Below are 21,513 nucleotides of genomic sequence, written 5' to 3' on the forward strand. Positions count from 1 at the left end.
TGAGCAACTAATATAGGTTTCTATGTCTCTACCAAGTAATTTTTGCATTACCCTCTTAAAAAGTAATACTCTTGATATATTCATTATTGCCTACACTTTATTTGCAGTTATTGGGCTGCCCTTTTCTTTCATAGCGTTGCATCTTTTGCACTCTCTACTTTTCAGTTAATGAAAGGGATGTTTCTTTTATTCCTTCAAATTCATTTAATAGATACTTAGCTATCTTTTCAACTGCGGGGAAGTCTACTATTTCTTCATGTGATCCAGGGACAGAATACTTATTTACTCTTCCTTTTAATAAAGGTCCCCAATCTGTAAACAACTCTTTTCCTTCCTCAGCACTAAAGTAGATAACTTCTCCAAAGTATGGTATCAAATCATTCTCTGCCATTAAGTTCAGGCATTTCCTATGAGCATTGATAACTTGCTTCAAATTCATAAGATTTGCATCAGGCGGGAGTACTCCTTCCATAATTAATCGCTCCACAAGCATATCTTGCTTATGGGCGAGGCCTTCTTCCTGCTCAGTAAGACCTCTAGGAATGAAATGTTCATATATATATGAGAGCATATCCTCCCTTGTTTTATGATCCTGCTCTGAAGGTACTTTAGTATCCATAAGTACCAACAATTCAACTTCCTCTCCTTGATTTCTTAGTACAGTTGCGATTTTATAAGCAATTGCACCGCCTAAAGACCATCCTCCAAGACGATATGGGCCTTCTGGCTGAACACTTTTTATTTCTTTAATGTAAAGTTGAATTAGTTCCGGCAAGGTCGAGTCGTCAATCTCTCTCTTTTCTATGAGAGGATTCTGTAAACCATAAAATGAACAGTGATTCTTAAGCAATCTTGCTAGTTGAATGTAACAAAATACATTCCCCATAAACGGATGAACGCAGAAGAAAGGTCTTTTCTCTGATTCTTGTAGTGGTACCAGCGCTGATACAGATTTTGTCATATCATGCTTATCACGAATAAGGCATGCGATTCCTTCCAATGTTGGATTCTTAATCAATGTAGACACCTTAATCTCTTTTCCAAACTTCTCCCTAATTTTTGAAACTAATTTGATTACAAGGAGAGAGTGTCCCCCTCTATTAAAGAAATCATCATTTACATAGACATCTTCTATCTGTAACACATCCTGCCAGATTTTAACCAACTGATATTCAATTTCATCCCTTGGAATGATTGGTGTAGAGAAGTTATTTTCTCTTTGAATAGTTAAACTGTACAATGCCTTTCGATCAACTTTCCCATTCATTGTAAGAGGAATCTCGTCTACCTCAATAAAGTGTGCGGGAACCATATAATTCGGTACTTGTGTCTTGAGATATTCACGCCATTCATGCATGCTTCCAGCTCCAACTACATAAGCAACCAATCTCTGCTCTCCTAATTTATCCTCTGTTACCAAAACTACTGCTTCTTTTACCAATGGATGACTCTCTAGATTCGCTTCGACCTCTTCAAGTTCAATACGGAAGCCCCGAATTTTCACTTGATTATCAATTCTTCTCAAGTAATCTAAATTACCATCAGGTAAATAACGAACCAAATCTCCTGTACGATATAAACACTCTTCTTCATTAAATGGATGACGAATGAATCGCTCTGCTGTTAATTCTGGACGATTCAAGTATCCTCTCGCTATACCTGCACCACCAATATATAGCTCACCTGTTACACCAACTGGAACAGGTAACAGATTTTTATCCAATACATAAGTTTGAACGTTCGGCAATGGACGTCCAATTGTAACTCGCTTACTATCTGTTTGGATATGATAACACGTTGTATCAACCGTACATTCTGTAGGACCGTATACGTTATAAAAATCAATTTTTTCAGTCTCTACTAGCTGTTCCCATAATGACGGCATAATTGCTTCACCACCGACCAATATCTTACTTGGTACATGAACATCAGCACTTGTTTCTAGCAATCCTCCATCTATAAGTAATTGAAGTAATGAAGGTGTCATATCAAACATTTCCAATTTATTCTCCCTAATATAGGAAACAAATTGTTCCGGATTAGTGCGAACTTCACCTGGGATAATATATAAACTTGAACCATGAAGCAGCATTTGTAATTGCTGAATAGATACATCAAAGGCAATTGACGCATTTAAACCGACGCGCATATTACTAGGTATCTCATGTGAGAAAATTTCTTTTTGTAAACCATATGATAGGTTTATTACAGAATGGTGCTGTACTAAAGCACCCTTTGGATTCCCTGTCGAACCGGAAGTGTAGATAACATACGCTAAGTTTTCCCCTGTTACCTCACATATCGGCGAAAGTTTGATTTCTCGAGAAATCATTGCTTGGTCCCTATCTAAGCAAACTGTCTTGATTTCTTTAGGTATCCAGCCTACTAATACCTCATTTGTAACCAATACTTGAATTCCTGTGTCTTCTAAAATATATCGCAGGCGGCTTTCCGGATTCGATGGATCCAATGGAACATAGGCTGCTCCAGCCTTCCAAATTCCCATGAGGCCAACAACCATCTCAACTGAACGCTCAAAGCAGAGGCCAACCAATGACTCTGTCCCAATTCCACATTTCTGTAGATAATGGGCCAATTGATTAGCTCTTTCATTCAGCTCTCGATATGTTAGTTGCTGTTTTTCATCTACCACTGCCACCGCGTCAGGCGTACGATTTACTTGCTCTTCGAATAGTTGATGAATCACATTCTCACGTGGATAGGATATAGCATTATCATTCCATTCTTTTAATAGTTGTCTTTGTTCAGCTTCCGTAATATATACCAGCTCTGATAGAGTTTGATCAATGTTTTTGAGCATTTGCATCAACACTTGGTGTAAATGACCCAACACTCGTTCAATAGTTATACTATTAAACTTACTACAGTCATACATTAACTTTAACGATAACTGGGTTCCTGGAACTACAGCCAGCCCTAATGAGTAGTGGGTTTGCTCTACTCCTTCCAATTCACCAATTTCTAGATTTTCTGAAGACTCCTCTTTCACTGGATAATTTTCAAACACATATAAACTATTAAACAACGGTGTTCCTCTAGGAACTTCACTCCATCCCTGAATTTCTGTTAAAGAAGCATACTCATATTGTCTTCTTTCTATCTCTTCCTCTTGTATCTTCTGCAACCAATCCATTACTTTTATATCATCAATCAATTGAATTCGCGTCGGTGACGTTGTAATGAAAGGACCTACGATGTTTTCAACATCAATAATCTCCGTAGAACGCCCTGAGCTTGTTACACCAAAGACAATGTCATTTTCTCCACTATACCGGCTCATGAGATATGCCCATGCACCTTGAATTACTGTACTCAAAGTAAGTTTATTGCGTTTCGCCCATCCCTGTAACGCTTGGGTCTGCTCTTCTGATAAATACATAACCTTCTCTGTGTAACCTTTTTCTTCCTCTTTACTTTCTAAGCCCAGCAAAGTTGGTGCAGTGAAACCTTTAAGCTTTTCTCTCCAGAATTGTTCCGCCTGCTCCTTATCTTGTTCTCTGAGCCATTGGATATATTTCTTATACGGTGAGGGCTTAGGTAACTTCACGGCTTCTCCATTCATTTTCTTCTGATAGACTGTAAGTAATTCATTAAAGACCAATGGTAAACTCCATCCATCCAGTAAAATATGGTGATGTGTCCAAACAATTCGATATTCTTCCTCACCTTCTTGAATGACCGTTACTCGCATCAATGGCGCTTCATCAAATTGGAAGGCTTGTTTTCGATCTAATGCCAAAAAGACTTTTCTTTTTTCCTCTATCTCTTTAGTTGTCATTGTACGCCAGTCTTCTTTGTTCACTTTAAATGGGATATTTTCATACACCACTTGTAATGGTTCTTCAATTTCGTCCCAAACAAATGCTGTACGAAAAATTTCATGCCGCTGAATTACAGATTTCCACGCCTGCTCAAAAGTAGGAATATCCAGTTTCCCTTTAATCATAAAACTTAATTGCACTATATACGGTGCAACATGTTCATTCCCTTGGTCATGCAATGTGTGGAAAATCATACCTTCTTGCAAAGGTGATAGTGGATATAAATCAGTAATCTGATTTTTCTTTCCACGATTCATTTTGTTTAGTACATTCGTCAAGCCTACTTGGTTAAGATTAGCCATTGCAAAATCCGAAATGGTCAGTGCAGATTCTCTATCTGAAGGTTGAATCAATCTGCTCAGTTGATATAGCATATTCTGTGCAATACTTTGAATCGTTGATTTGGCGAATTGTCCAACATTGTATACCCAAGTGAACTGAAGTTTTCCATTCGTTACAACCCCAATTACATCAATTACATGCGATCGCTTGGAACCGGCAGCATGATCTAAACGCTTAAATTCGTTCTCCGGCATAAACATTGCATCGCTAGAAAACATTTGATCAAATTGTCCAAGATAGTTAAAACTAATAGACGGTGTATGTTGAGAGCTCAATTGCTCACACAGTGTTGCGTTCATGTAACGCAACACTCCATAATCAACACCCTTATTAGGAATTTTGCGAACTTGTTCTTTAACTGCTTTTAATGCTGCAATTGGCGTATTAGCACTAGTAATATTTAAGTGAACAGGGTAAATACTTGTAAACCATCCCACGGTTCTCGATAAGTCAACATCTTCAATAATTTCTTCTCTACCATGCCCCTCTAAATCCACGCTCAATATCTTCTGCCCTGTACATGCTGCTGTAGCTTGTACCAATGCTGCTAATAATACTTCATTGATTTGGACACGGTGAGTGCTTAAAGTCTCTTGCAATAACATACGGGTCTCATTCTCATTTAACACCACAGTAATTTCCTCAGTTACTGCGCTTACTGAATTACTTATAGTACCATCTATCGGCAGTTTAACTACGTCTTGTTCAGACTGCTGCTCCCAGTAATGCAGCACTTCTTGTGATATTCCAGTTTCAGCGTAATGATGTAATTTTTCCGACCACTCTTTAAAGGATGTACTCTTCATAGGTAATTGAATTTTCTGCCCTTGAATCGCTTGAGTATACGCTGTTTGCAAATCTTCCAATAAAATTCGCCAAGAAACACCATCCACGGCTAAGTGATGAATTGTCCAAAATAATCGGCCAGTCTTCTCACCTTCATCAAAATACACCATTCTCATTAACGGACCATCATGTAAATTCAAACTTTCTTGTGCAATATTAATCTCTTTTTGAATAACTTCATGCCAATCGGCTTCCGGCACTTCGTCTAATGAAATGACAGTAAGTATCAATTGTTCTTCTATTCCTTCATTCCACTGTTTCCAAGCCCCATCAGTTAAACGTTCATATCTTAAACGCAGGGCATCATGATGAAGTAGAAGATTACGCACTGACTTCTCCAGTGATACTATATCCAGTTTCTCTTTCGTTCTAAAGAACATGGATTGATTCCAATGATGTGGGTTAGGATGATTTTGTGCAAAAAAACCTTGCTGAATAGGTGTAAGTATCGTATCTCCAGTTATAATTCCTTGTTCGGCTTGTTCGGCTTGTACACCTTGTTCTTCTTTGACTACCTGTGCCAACTCAGCAATCGTTTGGTGTTCAAATATTTGTTTTGGTGTCAATTGTAAACCAGTTTGCTTCGCACGAGAGACAATCTGAATGCTAAGAATTGAATCTCCACCAATTTCAAAAAAGTTATCATAAATACCAATACGTTTTGAACCCAGCACACGTTCCCAAATGATAGAAAGCTTGTGTTCACGTTCATTTCTTGGGGCTACGTAGCCTACTTGTGTTCCTTGATAATCTGGTATAGGCAATGATTTCCGATCAATCTTTCCATTTATGGTTAGCGGTAACTCTTCCATTTCGACAAAGTAGGAAGGTATCATATGGATTGGCAGTTTTATTTTAAGATACTCGCGCCATTCTTCTAAACTGCCTTCGCCCACTATATAAGCTACCAACCTCTTATCTCCCGACTGATTTTCCCTAACTATTACAACTGCCTCTTTTATCAAGTCATGCTCCTGTAAAGTCGACTCAATCTCCCCAAGTTCGATTCGGAATCCTCTAATCTTCACTTGATTATCCATTCTTCCTAAATAGTCTATATTACCATCAGGAAGATATCTCACGAGATCGCCTGTTCTATATAATCTCTCGCCTTCTTTGAATGGATGAGAAATAAATCGTTCGGATGTTAACTCTGGACGATTTAAGTATCCCCTCGCTAGACCCGCTCCTCCGATATAAAGTTCACCCATCACACCAACTGGAACTGGCAACCCATTTTTATCCAATACATAAGTTTGAACGTTAGGCAAAGGACGCCCAATCGTTACTCTCACACTATCTTTTTTGATATGATAGCATGTTGCATCAACCGTACATTCTGTAGGACCATATACATTATAAAACTCAATTTTATCAGTCTCTACTAGCTGTTCCCATAATGACGGCATAATCGCTTCGCCGCCAACCAATACCTTACTTGGAACATGAACGCCATCGTACGTTTCTAACAATCCGGCATCTATAAGTAATTGAAGCAATGAAGGTGTTATATCAAAGATTGCTAACTTGTTCTCCCTAATATAAGCTACAAACTGTTCCGGATCACTTCGTACTTCATTCGGAATAATATACAAACTTGAACCATACAACAGCATTTGTAATTGTTGAATAGATGCATCAAAGGCAATTGACGCATTTAAACCGACATGCATGTTAGATGGTATCTCATGTTCGAAAACCTCTTTTTGTAAACCATGCGACAAGTTAATTACAGAATGATGCTGTATCAAGACACCCTTTGGATTCCCCGTCGATCCCGAAGTATAGATAACATACGCTAGGTTTTCTCCTGTTACTTCACATTTTGGTGAAAGAATGCTTTCTTTTGAAATCATTGCTTGATCCCTATCTAGACAAACTGCCTTGACTTCTTTGGGTATCCAATCTTCTAATGACTCATTCGTAACTAATACTTGAATTCCAGTGTCCTCCAAAATATATCGTAGACGACTTTCTGGATAGGATGGGTCCAATGGAACATATGCTGCCCCAGCCTTCCAGATCCCCATAATACCAACAATCATCTCAACTGAACGCTCAAAGCAAAGTCCAACTAATGATTCAGTCCCAATCCCACATTGCTGAAGATAGTGGGCCAATTGATTAGCTTTTTCATTAAGCTCTCGATATGTTAACTGCTGTTTTTCATCTACCACTGCCACCGCGTCAGGTGTACGATTTACTTGCTCTTCAAACAGCTGATGAATCGCACTTTCCCGTGGATATACTACAGCATTATTATTCCACTCTTCCAACTCTTTTTGCTGTAATCCTGATAATATAGGCAACTTAGCTAATGATTTATCAGGATTCTCCACGATTACATTCAACCAGTTTCCAAAATGTTCAGCCATGGATTCAATAGTTAAGCTGTCAAATAAATCCGTCCTATAAACAAAAGTAAGTAATAAACCCTCTTCCACTTCTGCAGCAGTTAAACTTAAATCAAACTTAGCGATTGGAGCATTACTTTCCATTACTTCTATATTTCTTCCATGTAGTTCTGGTAGCTCCTGTCCCGTATTTTGCAAAGTAAACATGGTTTGGAAAATCGGGGAATGGCTTGTATTTCGTTCAGGTTGGATAACCTCTACAATTTTCTCAAACGGAACATCTTGATACCCATACGCCTTCAATGCTTTTATCCGCACTTGAGACAACAACTCTTGAAATACCGGTGCATTACTTAAATCAGCCCGATAAACCAATGTGTTGACAAAGAAACCAATCAGCCCCTCAATTTCTCGATAATTTCGATTTGCAATTGGGCTGCCAACAATAATATCCGATTGTCCCGTATAACGGGCAAGGAAACTTTGATACGATGCCAATAAGGTCATGAAAAGCGTGGCCCCTTCTTGACGACTTATTTCGTTTAATTTATCCAGTAATGAACGTGACAACAGCACATTATGAGTTAATCCATGGTGGGTTTGCACTGGCGGACGCGGACGATCCATTGGCAACATTAAGACTGGTAACTCACCAGATAATTCTTCCTTCCAATATGCAAGTTGTTGATTTAGTACCTCATCTTTCAACCATCCTCTTTGCCACTGAGCAAAATCGGCATATTGAACTGGTAGTGGTTCCAGCTCTGCTTGTTTTTCACCAATCGCATTCTCATAAAATGTCATCCATTCTTGAAGCAAGATTTCCATCGACCATCCATCTGAGATAATGTGATGCATATTACACAGAAGAACCCATTCTTCTTCTGAAATTCTTATGATTTGTCCACGGAACAATGGTCCTTGTTCTAAATCAAATGGAGATTCAACTTCAGTTTGAATCCATTGCTGCAACTTTCTTTCTCTCTCCTCTAATGAAAGCTTAGTTAGGTCCATTTGCGGAAGAGGACGGAAAATATAAGGTTGAATCTGTTGCACAGGATGACCTTCCTCTTCATGAAATACCGTCCGCAAAGATTCATGACGCTCTATTAACTGATTCCATCCCAACTCCAATGCTTCAGGTAACCAATTCCCTGTAAGGCGGCATACCATTGGCATATTATAAAGTGCACTATTAGGTTCAAACTGATCAATAAACCATAAGCGCTGTTGGGCATATGACAGCGGAATATTATTTCCTCGTTCCATCGGCATCAATGGTGGAATTTCTCGTTTTTCACTCCCCTTACGCAACTGATCTATTCGTTTCGATAGTGCCTCGACCGTTGGATATTCGAACAGTTCACGTACCGGTAATTTGATTTGAAAGACTTCTTGTAAGCGCGAGACCACTTGTGTAGCAAGTAGAGAGTGACCACCAAGCTCAAAGAAAGAATCCTGAACACCAATTTCTTTTATTCCTAGCACTTGACTCCACACTGAAGCGATAAGTTCTTCCAGCGGAGTTCGTGGGTATACAGTATTTTCGGCGGATTGTTCACTAAGTATAGGCAATGCCTTCAAATCAAGTTTTCCATTCGGTGTAAGTGGTAAAAATTCCATCTCAATAAAGTTTGTTGGAACCATGTAATTTGGTAAATGTGTTTGTAGATGTTCTCGCCATTCATGTACACTTCCTTCACCAACTACATAAGCTACTAATCTCTTGTCATCTTGATTATCCTCTCGTACCAATACAACTGCTTCTTTCACAGAAGAATGCGCCTGCAAAACAGCTTCTATTTCTCCCAATTCAATCCGGAAACCACGAATTTTTACTTGGTCATCTATACGACCATGGAACTGGAGATTACCATCAGAAAGATAACTTGCTTTGTCTCCTGTGTAATAAAGACGTTCTCCTGACTTGAAAGGATGTGGAATAAATTTTTCCTTTGTGAGATCCGGGCGATTAGCATATCCACGTGCAAGACTCTTCCCTCCAATATAGAGATCTCCAATTATACCAATTGGTACTAGCTGAAGATGAGAATCTAATACATAAACTTCTGTATTCGCAATCGGCCGACCAATCGATGGCGTACCGGTTGTCACTCCTACAGGCACATAACAATCTGTAGTAACAACGGTATTTTCCGATGGACCATACTGATTAATTACCGCAAAAGGAATATCTTTAGATGGATACTGCGTTAATTGATCCCCACCTGTAAGGATAAAACGAAGATCCGTTTTATCTGGCCAAGATAATTTCAAGAGTCTTTCCAGAATAGGTGTAGGTGCAAAACTAGCTGTTATTCGTGAATCAATGAGCCAGTCCCTTAGTGCTTCTGGATTAATTCTCAGTTCCTCTGTTGACAAGTAGAGTGCTGCACCAGCAGTTAAATACGGCCAAATTTCCTGGACAGCCGAATCAAAAGCAATCCCTGCAATCTGGGTCGCACGATCCTCTGCTGTAATACGATAAACTTCTTGATGCCAAGAAACCATATTCATTAATGAGCGATATTCAACCATGACACCCTTTGGCTTTCCTGTAGAACCAGAGGTATAGACAATATAAGCTAAGTTCTCTGGATTTAACTGACGTATAGGTGCGATTACGCTTTCCACTGTTAATTCTTCTAACCTCACCGTTTCGACGTGTGCGAAATGGCCTTCTTGTCCTTCCGCCGTCACTACAAATTGAATTCCTGCATCTTCAATCATGTATTCTAACCTTGATTTTGGATACAACGGATCTAAAACAACATAAGCTCCACCAGCTTTTAAAATGCCTAGTAAACTTGCCATGAGCTCAGCTGACCTCGGAAGATAAACTCCCACCACTGACTCTGGGGCGACTCCTTTTCGCTGTAAAACATTTGCCAACTGATTTGCTTGTGCATCCAGTTCACCATAAGTCCACTTTTTTGTTTGATCAACAACGGCAATCGCATCAGGGCGCCTTGCTACTTGTTCCTCAAATCTGTCACAAATAAGAGCCTGATGGGACATTTCCATTACAGTGTCATTCCATGTTTCTAATAACAAAGTACGCTCGGGTTCCGATAGCATGCTCAGGTCATGCAACGGATTTTGTGGGTGATGAGAAACTTCGTGTAGCCATTTCTCAAAGTGTCCTGCCATCCGTTCAATAGTAGGTGCATTGAATAAATGATTATTGTATTCAAAAGTAAAAAGCAATCCCTCTTCTGTCTCAGCTACCATTACACTTAAATCAAACTTTGCAATTGGACTATGGCTTTCTATCATTTCAATACTTCTACCAGATAACACCGGGAACTCTTGTTTCATATTTTGCAAGATGAACATGGTCTGGAAGATTGGCGAATGACTTGTACTCCGCTCTGGTTGCACAACTTCTACAATTTTTTCAAAAGGGATATCCTGATATTCATACGCCTTCAATGCCTTTTGACGAACCTGAGACAGAACATCTTGAAATGTCGGTCTACCACTCAGATTAGCTCGATAAACCAGCGTGTTGACGAAGAAACCAATTAGTCCTTCTATTTCTCTATAATTTCGATTCGCAATTGGACTTCCGACCAGAATATCTTCTTGTCCCGTATAACGGGATAGAAAACTTTGATATGCAGCCAACAGCGTCATGAAGAGTGTAGCCCCTTCTTTGCGACTAAGTTTGTTCAAGTTATCATGTAGCGTGCTTGGCAGAACCAGAGTGTATGTCGACCCGTGATGAGTTTGTATTGCAGGACGCGGACGATCCATAGGAAGTTGGAGTACAGGAAGCTCTCCAGACAATTCTTCCCTCCAATATTGGAGTTGTTGATCAAGCACCTCCTCCTTCAGCCAACCTTTTTGCCACTGAGCGAAGTCGGCATATTGAACCGGTAATGGTTCAAGTTCTGCTATCTTTCCATCCGTTTCTTTCTCATAGAATGCCATCCATTCTTCAAGTAGGACTCCCATCGACCATCCATCTGAAATGATATGATGTAAAGTACAAAGGAGAATCCATTCTTCCTCTCCCACTTGCAAAATACTTGTCCTGATTAGTGGGCCCTCTGCTAAATCAAATGGCACTTCTGTTTCTTGTTGAATCAAACGTTTAACTTCTTCTTCTCGGTCTTCTGGAGAAAGCATAGTTAAATCCGTTTTCGGAATTGATTGAAAAGCATACGGTTCAATTTGCTGTACGGGTTGACCGTTCACTTCATGAAAGACCGTCCGCAATGATTCATGACGTTCTATTAGTTGGTTCCATCCTGTTTCCAGTGCCTCAAGTAGCCAACTCCCTGTAAGGCGGCATACCATTGGCATATTATAAAGGGCACTATTAGGTGTAAATTGATCAATAAACCATAAGCGCTGTTGCGCATAAGATAGTGGAATAGTTTCTCCTCGTTCCATCGGCATTAGTGGCGGAATCTCTCGTTTTCTATCTCCTTTACGTAACTGATCTAATCGCTTTGCCAGTGACTCCACCGTTGCATACTCAAATAGTTCACGTACTGGTAATTCGATTTGAAAGATTTCCTGTAAACGTGACACTACTTGAGTAGCTAGTAGTGAGTGACCACCGATTTCAAAAAAGGAATCCTGAACACTAATATTTTTTACACCTAACACTTGGCTCCATACGGAAACGATGAGCTCCTCCACTGGTGTTCGTGATGAAGTAATATCTTCACTTATGAACTGTGCTTCCAATTCCAGTAAGGCTTTCCGATTCACCTTACCATTTGGAGTGAGTGGCATCCCTTCAATTTGGAAAAAGTATGCCGGAACCATATAATGTGGAAGTTGCTTCTTGAGATATTCACGCCACTCTCCAGTATCCCCTTCACCCACTACATAAGCTACTAACTGCTTATCTCCTGGACGATCTTCCTTCACCAACACAACAGCCTCTTTTACAGATGAGTGATCATGTAAAGCTGCTTCAATTTCTCCCAATTCAATTCTGAATCCTCTAATTTTGACTTGGTTATCCATCCTTCCAATATATTCCAGGTTACGATTATTCATATATCTCACCAGGTCACCCGTTCGATATAATCGTTCCCCTTCCTTAAAGGGATGTGGAATAAAACGTTCAGTAGTTAAATCTGGTCGATTGAAGTAGCCACGTGCCAATCCTACTCCTCCAAGGTAAAGTTCCCCCGACACACCAATTGGGACCACCTGTTGATATTGATCTAACACATACAACTCTGTATTATCAATTGGACGACCAATTGGAATAAGCATTGATTCTTTTTCTAAATCACAATCATAATAAGTCACATCCACAGTCGCTTCAGTAGGACCATACAAATTAATTAACTGTGTTTGCTGAACATTGTAAAAGATCCACTTAAACCGGCGAACCTGCTCAGAGTTTAATGCTTCTCCACTAGTAAAAACATGAATTAAAGACGATACATCCCTTTTCGAATTATATTGTTCCATATAATCCAAGAAAGTAGATAACATCGACGGAACAAAGTGCATGGTGGTCACACGATATCGTTCAACATACTCCTCAATCACTGCAGGATCTTTCTCTCCTCCTGGTGGAAGCAAACAAACACGTGCTCCTACAAATGACCACCAAAATAATTCCCAAACGGAAACATCAAACGAAAACGGTGTCTTTTGTAGGATTGTATCTTCCTCGGACAATGGATATTTTTTCTGCATCCACTGTAGGCGGTTGATAACCGAATGATGTTCAATCATTACCCCCTTTGGATTTCCCGTTGAACCCGAAGTGTATATGATATAGGCTAAGTTATTTGCTGTTACTCCACTCACCGGAGCTAAATTACTCTCTTTAGAAATCATTACCTGATCCCTGTCTAAACAAATTGCTTGAATATCTTTAGGTAACCAGTCCTGTAGTGCCTCTTTTGTTAACAGCACTTGAATTTGTGAATTCTCTAAAATGTATCTCAGACGGTTTTCGGGATAACTTGGGTCCAGTGGGACATAAGCCCCACCTGCTTTCAAAATCCCAAAGAGACCAATAATCATATCAGGAGAACGTTCAATACATATACCAACCAATGATTCAGGTCCAATACCTCGTTTTTGTAGAAAATGTGCCAATTGATTCGATTTTTCATTGAGTTCTTGATACGTTAGCTTTCCACCCTCATAAACTACCGCCACTGCATCAGGTGTACGTGCAACTTGCTGCTCAAATAGCTCATGAATCATACAATCATGACCATAAACTACTTCTGTATCATTCCATTCTTCTAGGAGTTGTTTCTGCTCAGTGTCCGATAACATTGACAGCTTTGTATATGATTCATCTGGATGATGCACGATTTCATTTAGCCAGTTCTCAAAATGGCCTGCCATACGTGCAATGGTACTACTATCAAATAAATCCGTGTTGTATTCAAATGAGACAAATAGACCTTCTTCCTCTTCATAGGCAGTTAAGCTCAAATCAAATTTTGCAATAGACATATTACTTTCTACCATTTCAATACTTCTACCAGGCAAATCTAGTCGTTCTTGTTTTATATTCTGTAGCGTAAACATGGTCTGAAAGATAGGAGAATGGCTCATGCTTCGTTCAGGTTGCACAGCTTCTACAACTTTTTCAAATGGTATATCTTGATATTCGTAAGCTTTTAACGCCTTTTTCTTTGTTTGGTTCAAAATCTCCCGAAAAGTAGAGGTGCCACTCAAATCTGATCGGTAAACCAACGTATTAACAAAGAAACCAATTAATCCTTCTACTCCCTTATGATTCCGATTTGCAATCGGACTTCCGACTAGAATATCTTTTTGTCCTGTATAACGTGCAAGAAAGCTCTGATATGCAGCCATTAAAGTCATAAATAAGGTAGATCCTTCTTGTCGACTTAAATCTTTTAATTGGCTGAGTAATCTAGAAGGAAAAATAACGTGATGCGTATCCCCAGAATAAGTTTGCGTAACCGGTCGAGGTCGGTCCACTGGCAGTTGTAATATAGGGAGCTCACCAGACAATTCTTCCTGCCAATACGTAAGCTGACGATTTAGCACATCACCTTGCAACCACTCCTTTTGCCACTTCGCAAAGTCTGCATACTGAATGGATAATGAACTTAATTTAGCAGGATTTCCGCCCGTTTCCTCTTCATAGAAAGCAAGTAATTCATTCATGAATATACCAATGGACCAAGCATCAGAAACAATATGATGCATCGTACACAGTAATAACCATTCATCCTTTTCTAATTGAACAAGCTGATTACGAATTAAAGGACCATTCATTAAATCAAATGGTTCTTGCGCTTCTCTCGCAATTAAACTATCTACCTCTTTTTCTTTTACTTCTAGAGGAAGTTGAGAGTAATCTCTTACAGGTAATGCTCTAGGAAGGAATTCGACAATTTGTTGTACAGGTTGTTCTTCTACTTCTTTAAAAACAGTTCGTAATGATTCATGACGTTCAATAAGTCGATTGAATCCCTTTTCTAATGCTTCAGGTATCCAATTTCCTTTTAGATTCCATACCGTTGGAATATTATATAAAGAACTGTTTGGATTAAATCTGTCCATAAACCACAAACGTTGTTGTGCATAAGACAACGGGAGCGCTTCTTTATTCTCCTTTTTTTGCATTTGCTTCTGAAGCCAAGCTCTCTTCTCAGGAGAAAGTGAACTCAGCTTTGCAAGTAAATCACTTCTCATTTTTTTACCCCTTCCTCAACTAAATTACTCTCAAATATTCCTTGTGCTTCTTCCTCTGATAGCTCTTCTAATTGCTTAAGCAGTTCAAGTAATTCTTCATCATTACCCACTTCTGCTTCTTTTTGAATATAGTCTTGAAGACTTACATTCTCCTTACTATCATTCTGCATTTCTTGATTTTTGTTATGGAGCAATTGATCTATCTGTTCTGCCAATTGCTGCACTGTATGAAACATAAATAAATCATGCAATGGTATCTCAATTCCAAAAGCCTCTTTAAGACTGGAAACAGCTTGCGTAGCAAGTAATGAGTGACCACCTATTTCAAAAAACGAATCCTGAATTCCGATATTTTCCATACCTAAAACTTCATTCCATATTGAAACGATTGTTTTTTCCGTAGGCGTACGAGGAGCAATATAACCACTTGCTATCTCCTGTTTCTCTGGTGCTGGTAAGGCCTTCCTATCAATTTTTCCATTTGGAGTGAGTGGAAATGCATTCAATCCGACAAAATAGGCTGGAATCATATAATTTGGTAGCTGGTCCTTGAGATAATCACGCCACTTTTGAGCATCCCCATCTCCTACAACATAAGCAATCAAACGTAGATCACCAGGATAATCTTCCCTCACCGTCACAATAGCTTCGTTAACTAATGTATGCTTTTGTAATGTCGCTTCAATTTCTCCTAGTTCAATCCGGAACCCACGAATTTTTACCTGATGATCGATTCGGCCAAGATACTCCAAATTTCCATCCGGCAAATACCTTACTAGATCTCCAGTCCGGTATACTCGCTCACCTTCTTTAAATGGATGCGGTATAAAACGATCTTCCGTTAAGTCAGGACGGTTTAAGTATCCACGTGCTAATCCCGATCCACCAATGTACAGCTCACCAACTACACCAATTGGAACCATTTTTTGTTCAATACTTAGTACATATACTTCTGTATTGAATATTGGTTTACCAATTGGTGGTACCCTATGGACGACACCCTTTTCTAATTCCATATAAGTGGAATACGTAGTATCTTCGGACGGTCCATATAGGTTGTACACCTTCTCAACCGTACTTCTCTCATATAAATCTTGAACAAGTGAATATGGCAATGGTTCTCCAGCCAAATTCACCACCTTTACCGAAGAAGGGAGTGTTTTTGCTCGAACCAGTTCCTTCGCTGCCGATGGCACAGTATTGACTAAAGTCACATCCTTGGTAGACAACTTGTCTAGATGTAGAGCATTTTCAGCGACAATCACCTTACCACCCATCGTTAGGGGAACAAACACTTCAAAAACAGATAGATCAAAGGATAGCGAAGTGGAGGCCAACACTCCCGCTAAATCCTTTCGGGAATATGTGTGATGCGCCCAACGAATCATTGTTACTGTATTCCTATGCTCAATCATTACTCCCTTTGGATTTCCAGTGGAACCTGAAGTATAGATAATATAGGCTAAGTTATCGCCCGTCACTTCACTCGTACACACCGTAGTTACTTCTTGTTCTATTTCTACTCGATCACGATCAATACAAATCACGTCAACGGATCTAGGTATAACCATTTTTTGTTGTAATTTTTCCTGTGTTACTAGTACCTTTATTTGAGCATCCTCTAAAATGTATTGCAGTCGACTTTCCGGATACGCTGGATCTATTGGGACATATGCTCCTCCTGCCTTCATAATTCCTAAGAGGCCTACAATCATCTCAGATGAACGTGTAACACAAATCCCAACCAATGATTCGCAACCTACACCATTTTTCTGTAAATAATGTGCCAGCTGATTCGAGCGTTCGTCCAACTTTCGATATGTTAGTTCTTCATCTTCGCATACTACTGCAATTGCTTCTGGTGTTTTTTCTACTTGTTCTTCAAACAATGTATGAATCGTGCATTCTTCTATATCTATAACAGCTGATTCATTCCATTCTTCTAGTAATTGCTTATATTCTACTTTCGATAACATATTCAATTCTGATAATAAACATTTTGGATGAGAGACAATTTGATTTAACCAATGCTCAAAATGACTTGCCATACGTTCAATGGTTGTATCATCAAACAAATCAGTATTGTATTCAAAGGTTAGTGATAATCCTTCTTCCGTCTCAGTAACAAATAAACTCAAATCAAATTTCGCTACAGAAGCATGGCTTTCCATGAGTTCCATTTGTCTGTCAGATAGCTGAGGAAATTCTTGCTTCGTATTCTGTAAAGTAAACATGGTTTGGAATATTGGTGAATGACTTGTATTCCGTTCCGGCTTTACGGATTCTACCACTTTCTCAAATGGAATGTCCTGATACTCGTATGCTTTTAGTGCTTTTTTTCTTACCTGCGACAAAAGTTCTTGGAACGTTGGATTTTCACTGAAATCAGCTCGATAAACCAACGTATTTGCAAAGAAACCTATTAATCCCTCAATCTCTTTAACATTTCGATTAGCGATTGGGCTTCCAACCAAGATGTCATCCTGTCCTGTATAACGAGAAAGGAAGCTTTGATACGCTGCCATCAATGTCATAAATAAAGTGCATCCTTCTTGCAGACTTAAATCTTTGAGCTTTTCCTGTAGGGAATTCGCCACCATTAAGGACTGACTTGCACCAGGGTGGGTTTGAACCGCAGGTCGAGGACGATCCATCGGTAATTGTAAAACCGGTAACTCCCCAGCCAATTCTTCCTTCCAATATCGAAGGTGCTGATCCAAATTCTCTTCTTTTTGCCATTCCTTCTGCCACATAACAAAGTCTGCATATTGGATAGATAACTCCTTCAATTCCGCCGGTTTTCCGCTTAGTGCTCCTTCATAAAAAGCCATCCATTCTTCAAGTAAAATCCCCATTGACCATCCATCTGAAATAATATGATGCATCGTACAAATGAGAACCCATTCTTCTCTGTCCACTTTCAATATTCGTGTTCGAATCAGAGGACCTTGCCCAAAATGAAATGGTTCCTCCGCTTCGTTTTGAATGATCCGTTTCATTTCTCTTTCCCTATCTTCCAAAGAGAGATCTGTTAGATTCAATTGAGGGATATGTCTGAATACATGAGATTGAACCTGTTGGAAAGGTTCACCCTCTTGTTCTAGAATTATCGTCCGTAATGATTCATGACGCTCCAACAACTGATTCCATCCAACCTCCAACGCTTCAATTGACCATTTACCTGTTAAGCGACACGCTGCATGAATATTGTACATAGCACTATTTGACATTAATTGATCAATAAACCATAGACGTTTCTGCGCATAGGAAAGCGGAATAGCTTCTTCTCGTTTCATAGGTACAAGGGGGGCAGCCTCTCGTTTTTTATCTTCTTTTCGTAACTGATCTACTCGTTTCGCCAATGCCTCCACTGTATCGTGCTTGAAAAGTTCACGTAATGGGATTTTGATTTGGAACAATTCTTGTAATCGAGAAACAATTTGAGTAGCGAGTAGTGAGTGCCCACCCCGTTCAAAGAAGGAATCCTGAATACCGATATTTTCAGTTCCTAACACTTGACTCCAAACCGAGGCAATAAGCTCTTCCGATGGCGTCCGAGGTAGAACATTTAAACCTCCAATAGTTTGCTCATCAGGTGCTGGCAAGGCCTTTCGGTCAATTTTCCCATTCGGAGTAAGCGGGAAGTGTTCTAACTCTACAAGGTGCGCTGGAATCATATGATTCGGTAATTGGTTTTGTAAATACTCTCTCCACTCTTGGGTATTTCCATCACTCATTACATATGCAACCAATCGTTGATCACCTGGACGATCTTCTCTAACTAATACGACAGCCTCTTTAATAAACGAACATTTTTCTAAAGTTGCTTCAATTTCTCCTAATTCAATCCTAAAACCACGCATTTTGACTTGATGGTCCATTCTACCTATAAATTCTAAATTTCCATCAGTTAGATATCTTACTGAATCTCCTGTTCGATATAGTCGTTCCCCGAATCGATATGGATGCGAAACGAATTTTTCAGCAGTAAGATTCGGACGATTTAAGTATCCACGTGCTAAACCAGCACCACCAATATATAACTCACCCTCAATTCCTATTGATTGCAAGCGTTGATTTTGGTCTAATACATATAATTGCGTGTTCTGTATCGGCTGCCCAATAGAAACAAATTCTTGATTTGGCTGAATATCAAATGCATTCACATAAATAGTGGCTTCAGTTGGTCCATAAAAGTTGGTTAATTTCACTTGTCCACTATGATTCCATTTCTGTTGAAATCGTCTAACCAACCCTGAACTTAGTTCTTCCCCACCAGAAAATACATGGCGTATGGACGAACAATTCATGTTCAATTCAATATGATTGAAGTGATCTAAGAAAACAGATAACATCGAAGGTACAAATTGAACTATAGTAACCTGATGTTTTTTAATCACTTCAGCTATAATAGAAGGATCTTTTTCTCCACCTGGAGGTAGGAAAGATACACTTGCACCAACGTGAATACCCCAAAACAACTCCCAAACAGAGACATCAAATGAGAATGGCGTTTTCTGCAAGACCACATCCTTTTCAGAAAGTGGATATTTATGTTGCATCCATTCTAGATAATTGATTACTGAATGATGCTCAATCATTACTCCCTTTGGATTCCCTGTAGATCCTGAAGTATACATAACATACGCTAAACTTCTTCCTGTTACATCACTTATACATGGGGTTGTTTCTTCTTTTTCAATTGCAGTATAATCTTTATTCATACAAATCGTTTCAACATTTTCAGATAAAAACAAATTTTTAGAATCCTCTTCCGTCACTAGTACTTCGATTCCAGCATCCTCTAATATATATTGAAGCCGACTCTCTGGATAAGTAGGATCAAGTGGAACATACGCTGCTCCTGATTTTAGAATACCTAATAACGCTATCATCATTTGTAATGAACGTTCTATATATACCCCAACCAGAGACTCTGAGCCTACACCACGCTTTTGTAAATAATGAGCTAGCTGATTCGCACGCTCCTCCAACTCTTTATAGGTAATTTGTTCATTTTCGTAAATAGCCGCGATTGCTTCCGGCGTTTTTTTAACTTGCTCCTCAAACATCGTATGAATCATGCCTTTAGCCGAATAATTTACTTGAGTATGATTCCATTCCTCTAATAACTGTATCTGTTCTTCAGCTGTTAAATGAGTAATTTCAAAGAGTTTTGAATCTAGGCACTTCGTCATCTGGATTAATATTTGCAATAAGTGATTCTGAATCCGATTTATTGTTTCTTCATTAAAATAGCTTCGATCATACATCAACTTTAAAGTAATTTTCTTACCAGGCATTACAATGAGTGTTAAAGGATAATTTGTTTGTTCCGCGCTTTTAACATCTAGTAATCTTAAATCATCATTTCTCTCACCTTGAATTGGATAATTTTCAAACACATACAAGGTATGAAATAAGGAGCTATTTCGCGGAACCTCACTCCACCCTTGAATATCTATCAATGAATTATACTCATATTGTCTTCGTTCCATTTCTTTCATCTGTATTTTACGAAGCCAATCTACTACAGATGTATTATCCGTTAATCGAATTCTAGTAGGTAATGTGTTAATAAATAGGCCTACCATATTCTCTGCTCCTATCAAATCAGTAGGACGTCCAGAGCTAGTTACGCCAAATACGATGTCACTTTCACCGCTATACCTACCCATCAAATAGGCCCATGCTCCTTGTACTAATGTATTCAATGTTAATCGACTATTTCGTACCCACTCTTGTAAATTCTCAGTGAGTTCCTCAGATACCTGATAAACACACTCTCCATAGCCCTTCTCCTGCCCTTGATCCTTTCTTTCCATCGCTAATGGCGTAGGTGCATAGAACCCTTTTAATTCTTCTTTCCAAAATTCCTCTGCTTGACTTTGATCTTGTTTATTTATCCACTGGATATATTTTTTATAAGGAAGAGATTTAGGAAGATTCAACAATTCTCCCTTTATCATCTTGAGATAAACTTCCATCACTTCACTAAACACCAATGAAACACTCCAACCATCTAGCAAAATATGATGATGTGTCCAAATAATTCTCGTTTCCCCTTCTGCTTCTTTAATCGCAGTGACTCTCATCAATGGTGCTTCATCCAATAAAAATCCTTTCCTACGATCTGCAGTCAAAAACTGGTGTAATTTCTTCTCCTTCACCTCATGCGAATGGGTACTCCAATCCTCTTGATGAATAGTAAAAGGAAGACGTTCGTAAACTGCTTGTAGAGGTTTTTCTACTTCCTCCCAAACAAATACTGAGCGCAGAACCTCATGTCGTTGAATAACATATTCCCAAGCTTTTTCAAAAGTAGCAACATCCAATTGCCCCCCGAGTAAGAAACCTACTTGTACAATATAGGAAAAAGAATATTCATCATCTTGATCGTATAAAGTATGAAACAGTATTCCTTTTTGCAAAGGTGATAAACCATATATATCAATAATGTCTCCCAT

At 39.1% G+C, this 21,513-nt stretch carries 2 protein-coding genes; both read right to left on the reverse strand.

Annotation, left to right across the window (positions count from 1 at the left end):
* Nucleotides 1–154 precede the first annotated feature (154 nt).
* Nucleotides 155–15,046, reverse strand: a complete 14,892-nt coding sequence (locus JDS98_RS23765) for a non-ribosomal peptide synthetase (RefSeq protein ID WP_199634401.1) — start codon at nt 15,044–15,046, stop codon at nt 155–157.
* A complete protein-coding gene (locus tag JDS98_RS23770; RefSeq protein ID WP_199634402.1) occupies nt 15,043–21,513 on the reverse strand; it encodes a non-ribosomal peptide synthetase in 6,471 nt (2,156 codons plus the stop codon). Before JDS98_RS23770 ends, JDS98_RS23765 begins: the two co-directional genes overlap by 4 nt.

Source organism: Bacillus cereus group sp. N11 (genome assembly GCF_016483605.1).
Classification (GTDB): Bacteria; Bacillota; Bacilli; order Bacillales; family Bacillaceae_G; genus Bacillus_A; species Bacillus_A toyonensis.

What these genes read in the sequence shown, in the direction of transcription:
- JDS98_RS23765 (WP_199634401.1), bottom strand. Translation starts at nt 15,046, where the DNA reads ATGAGAAGTGATTTACTTGCAAAGCTGAGTTCACTTTCTCCTGAGAAG.
- JDS98_RS23770 (WP_199634402.1), bottom strand. Translation starts at nt 21,513, where the DNA reads ATGGGAGACATTATTGATATATATGGTTTATCACCTTTGCAAAAAGGA.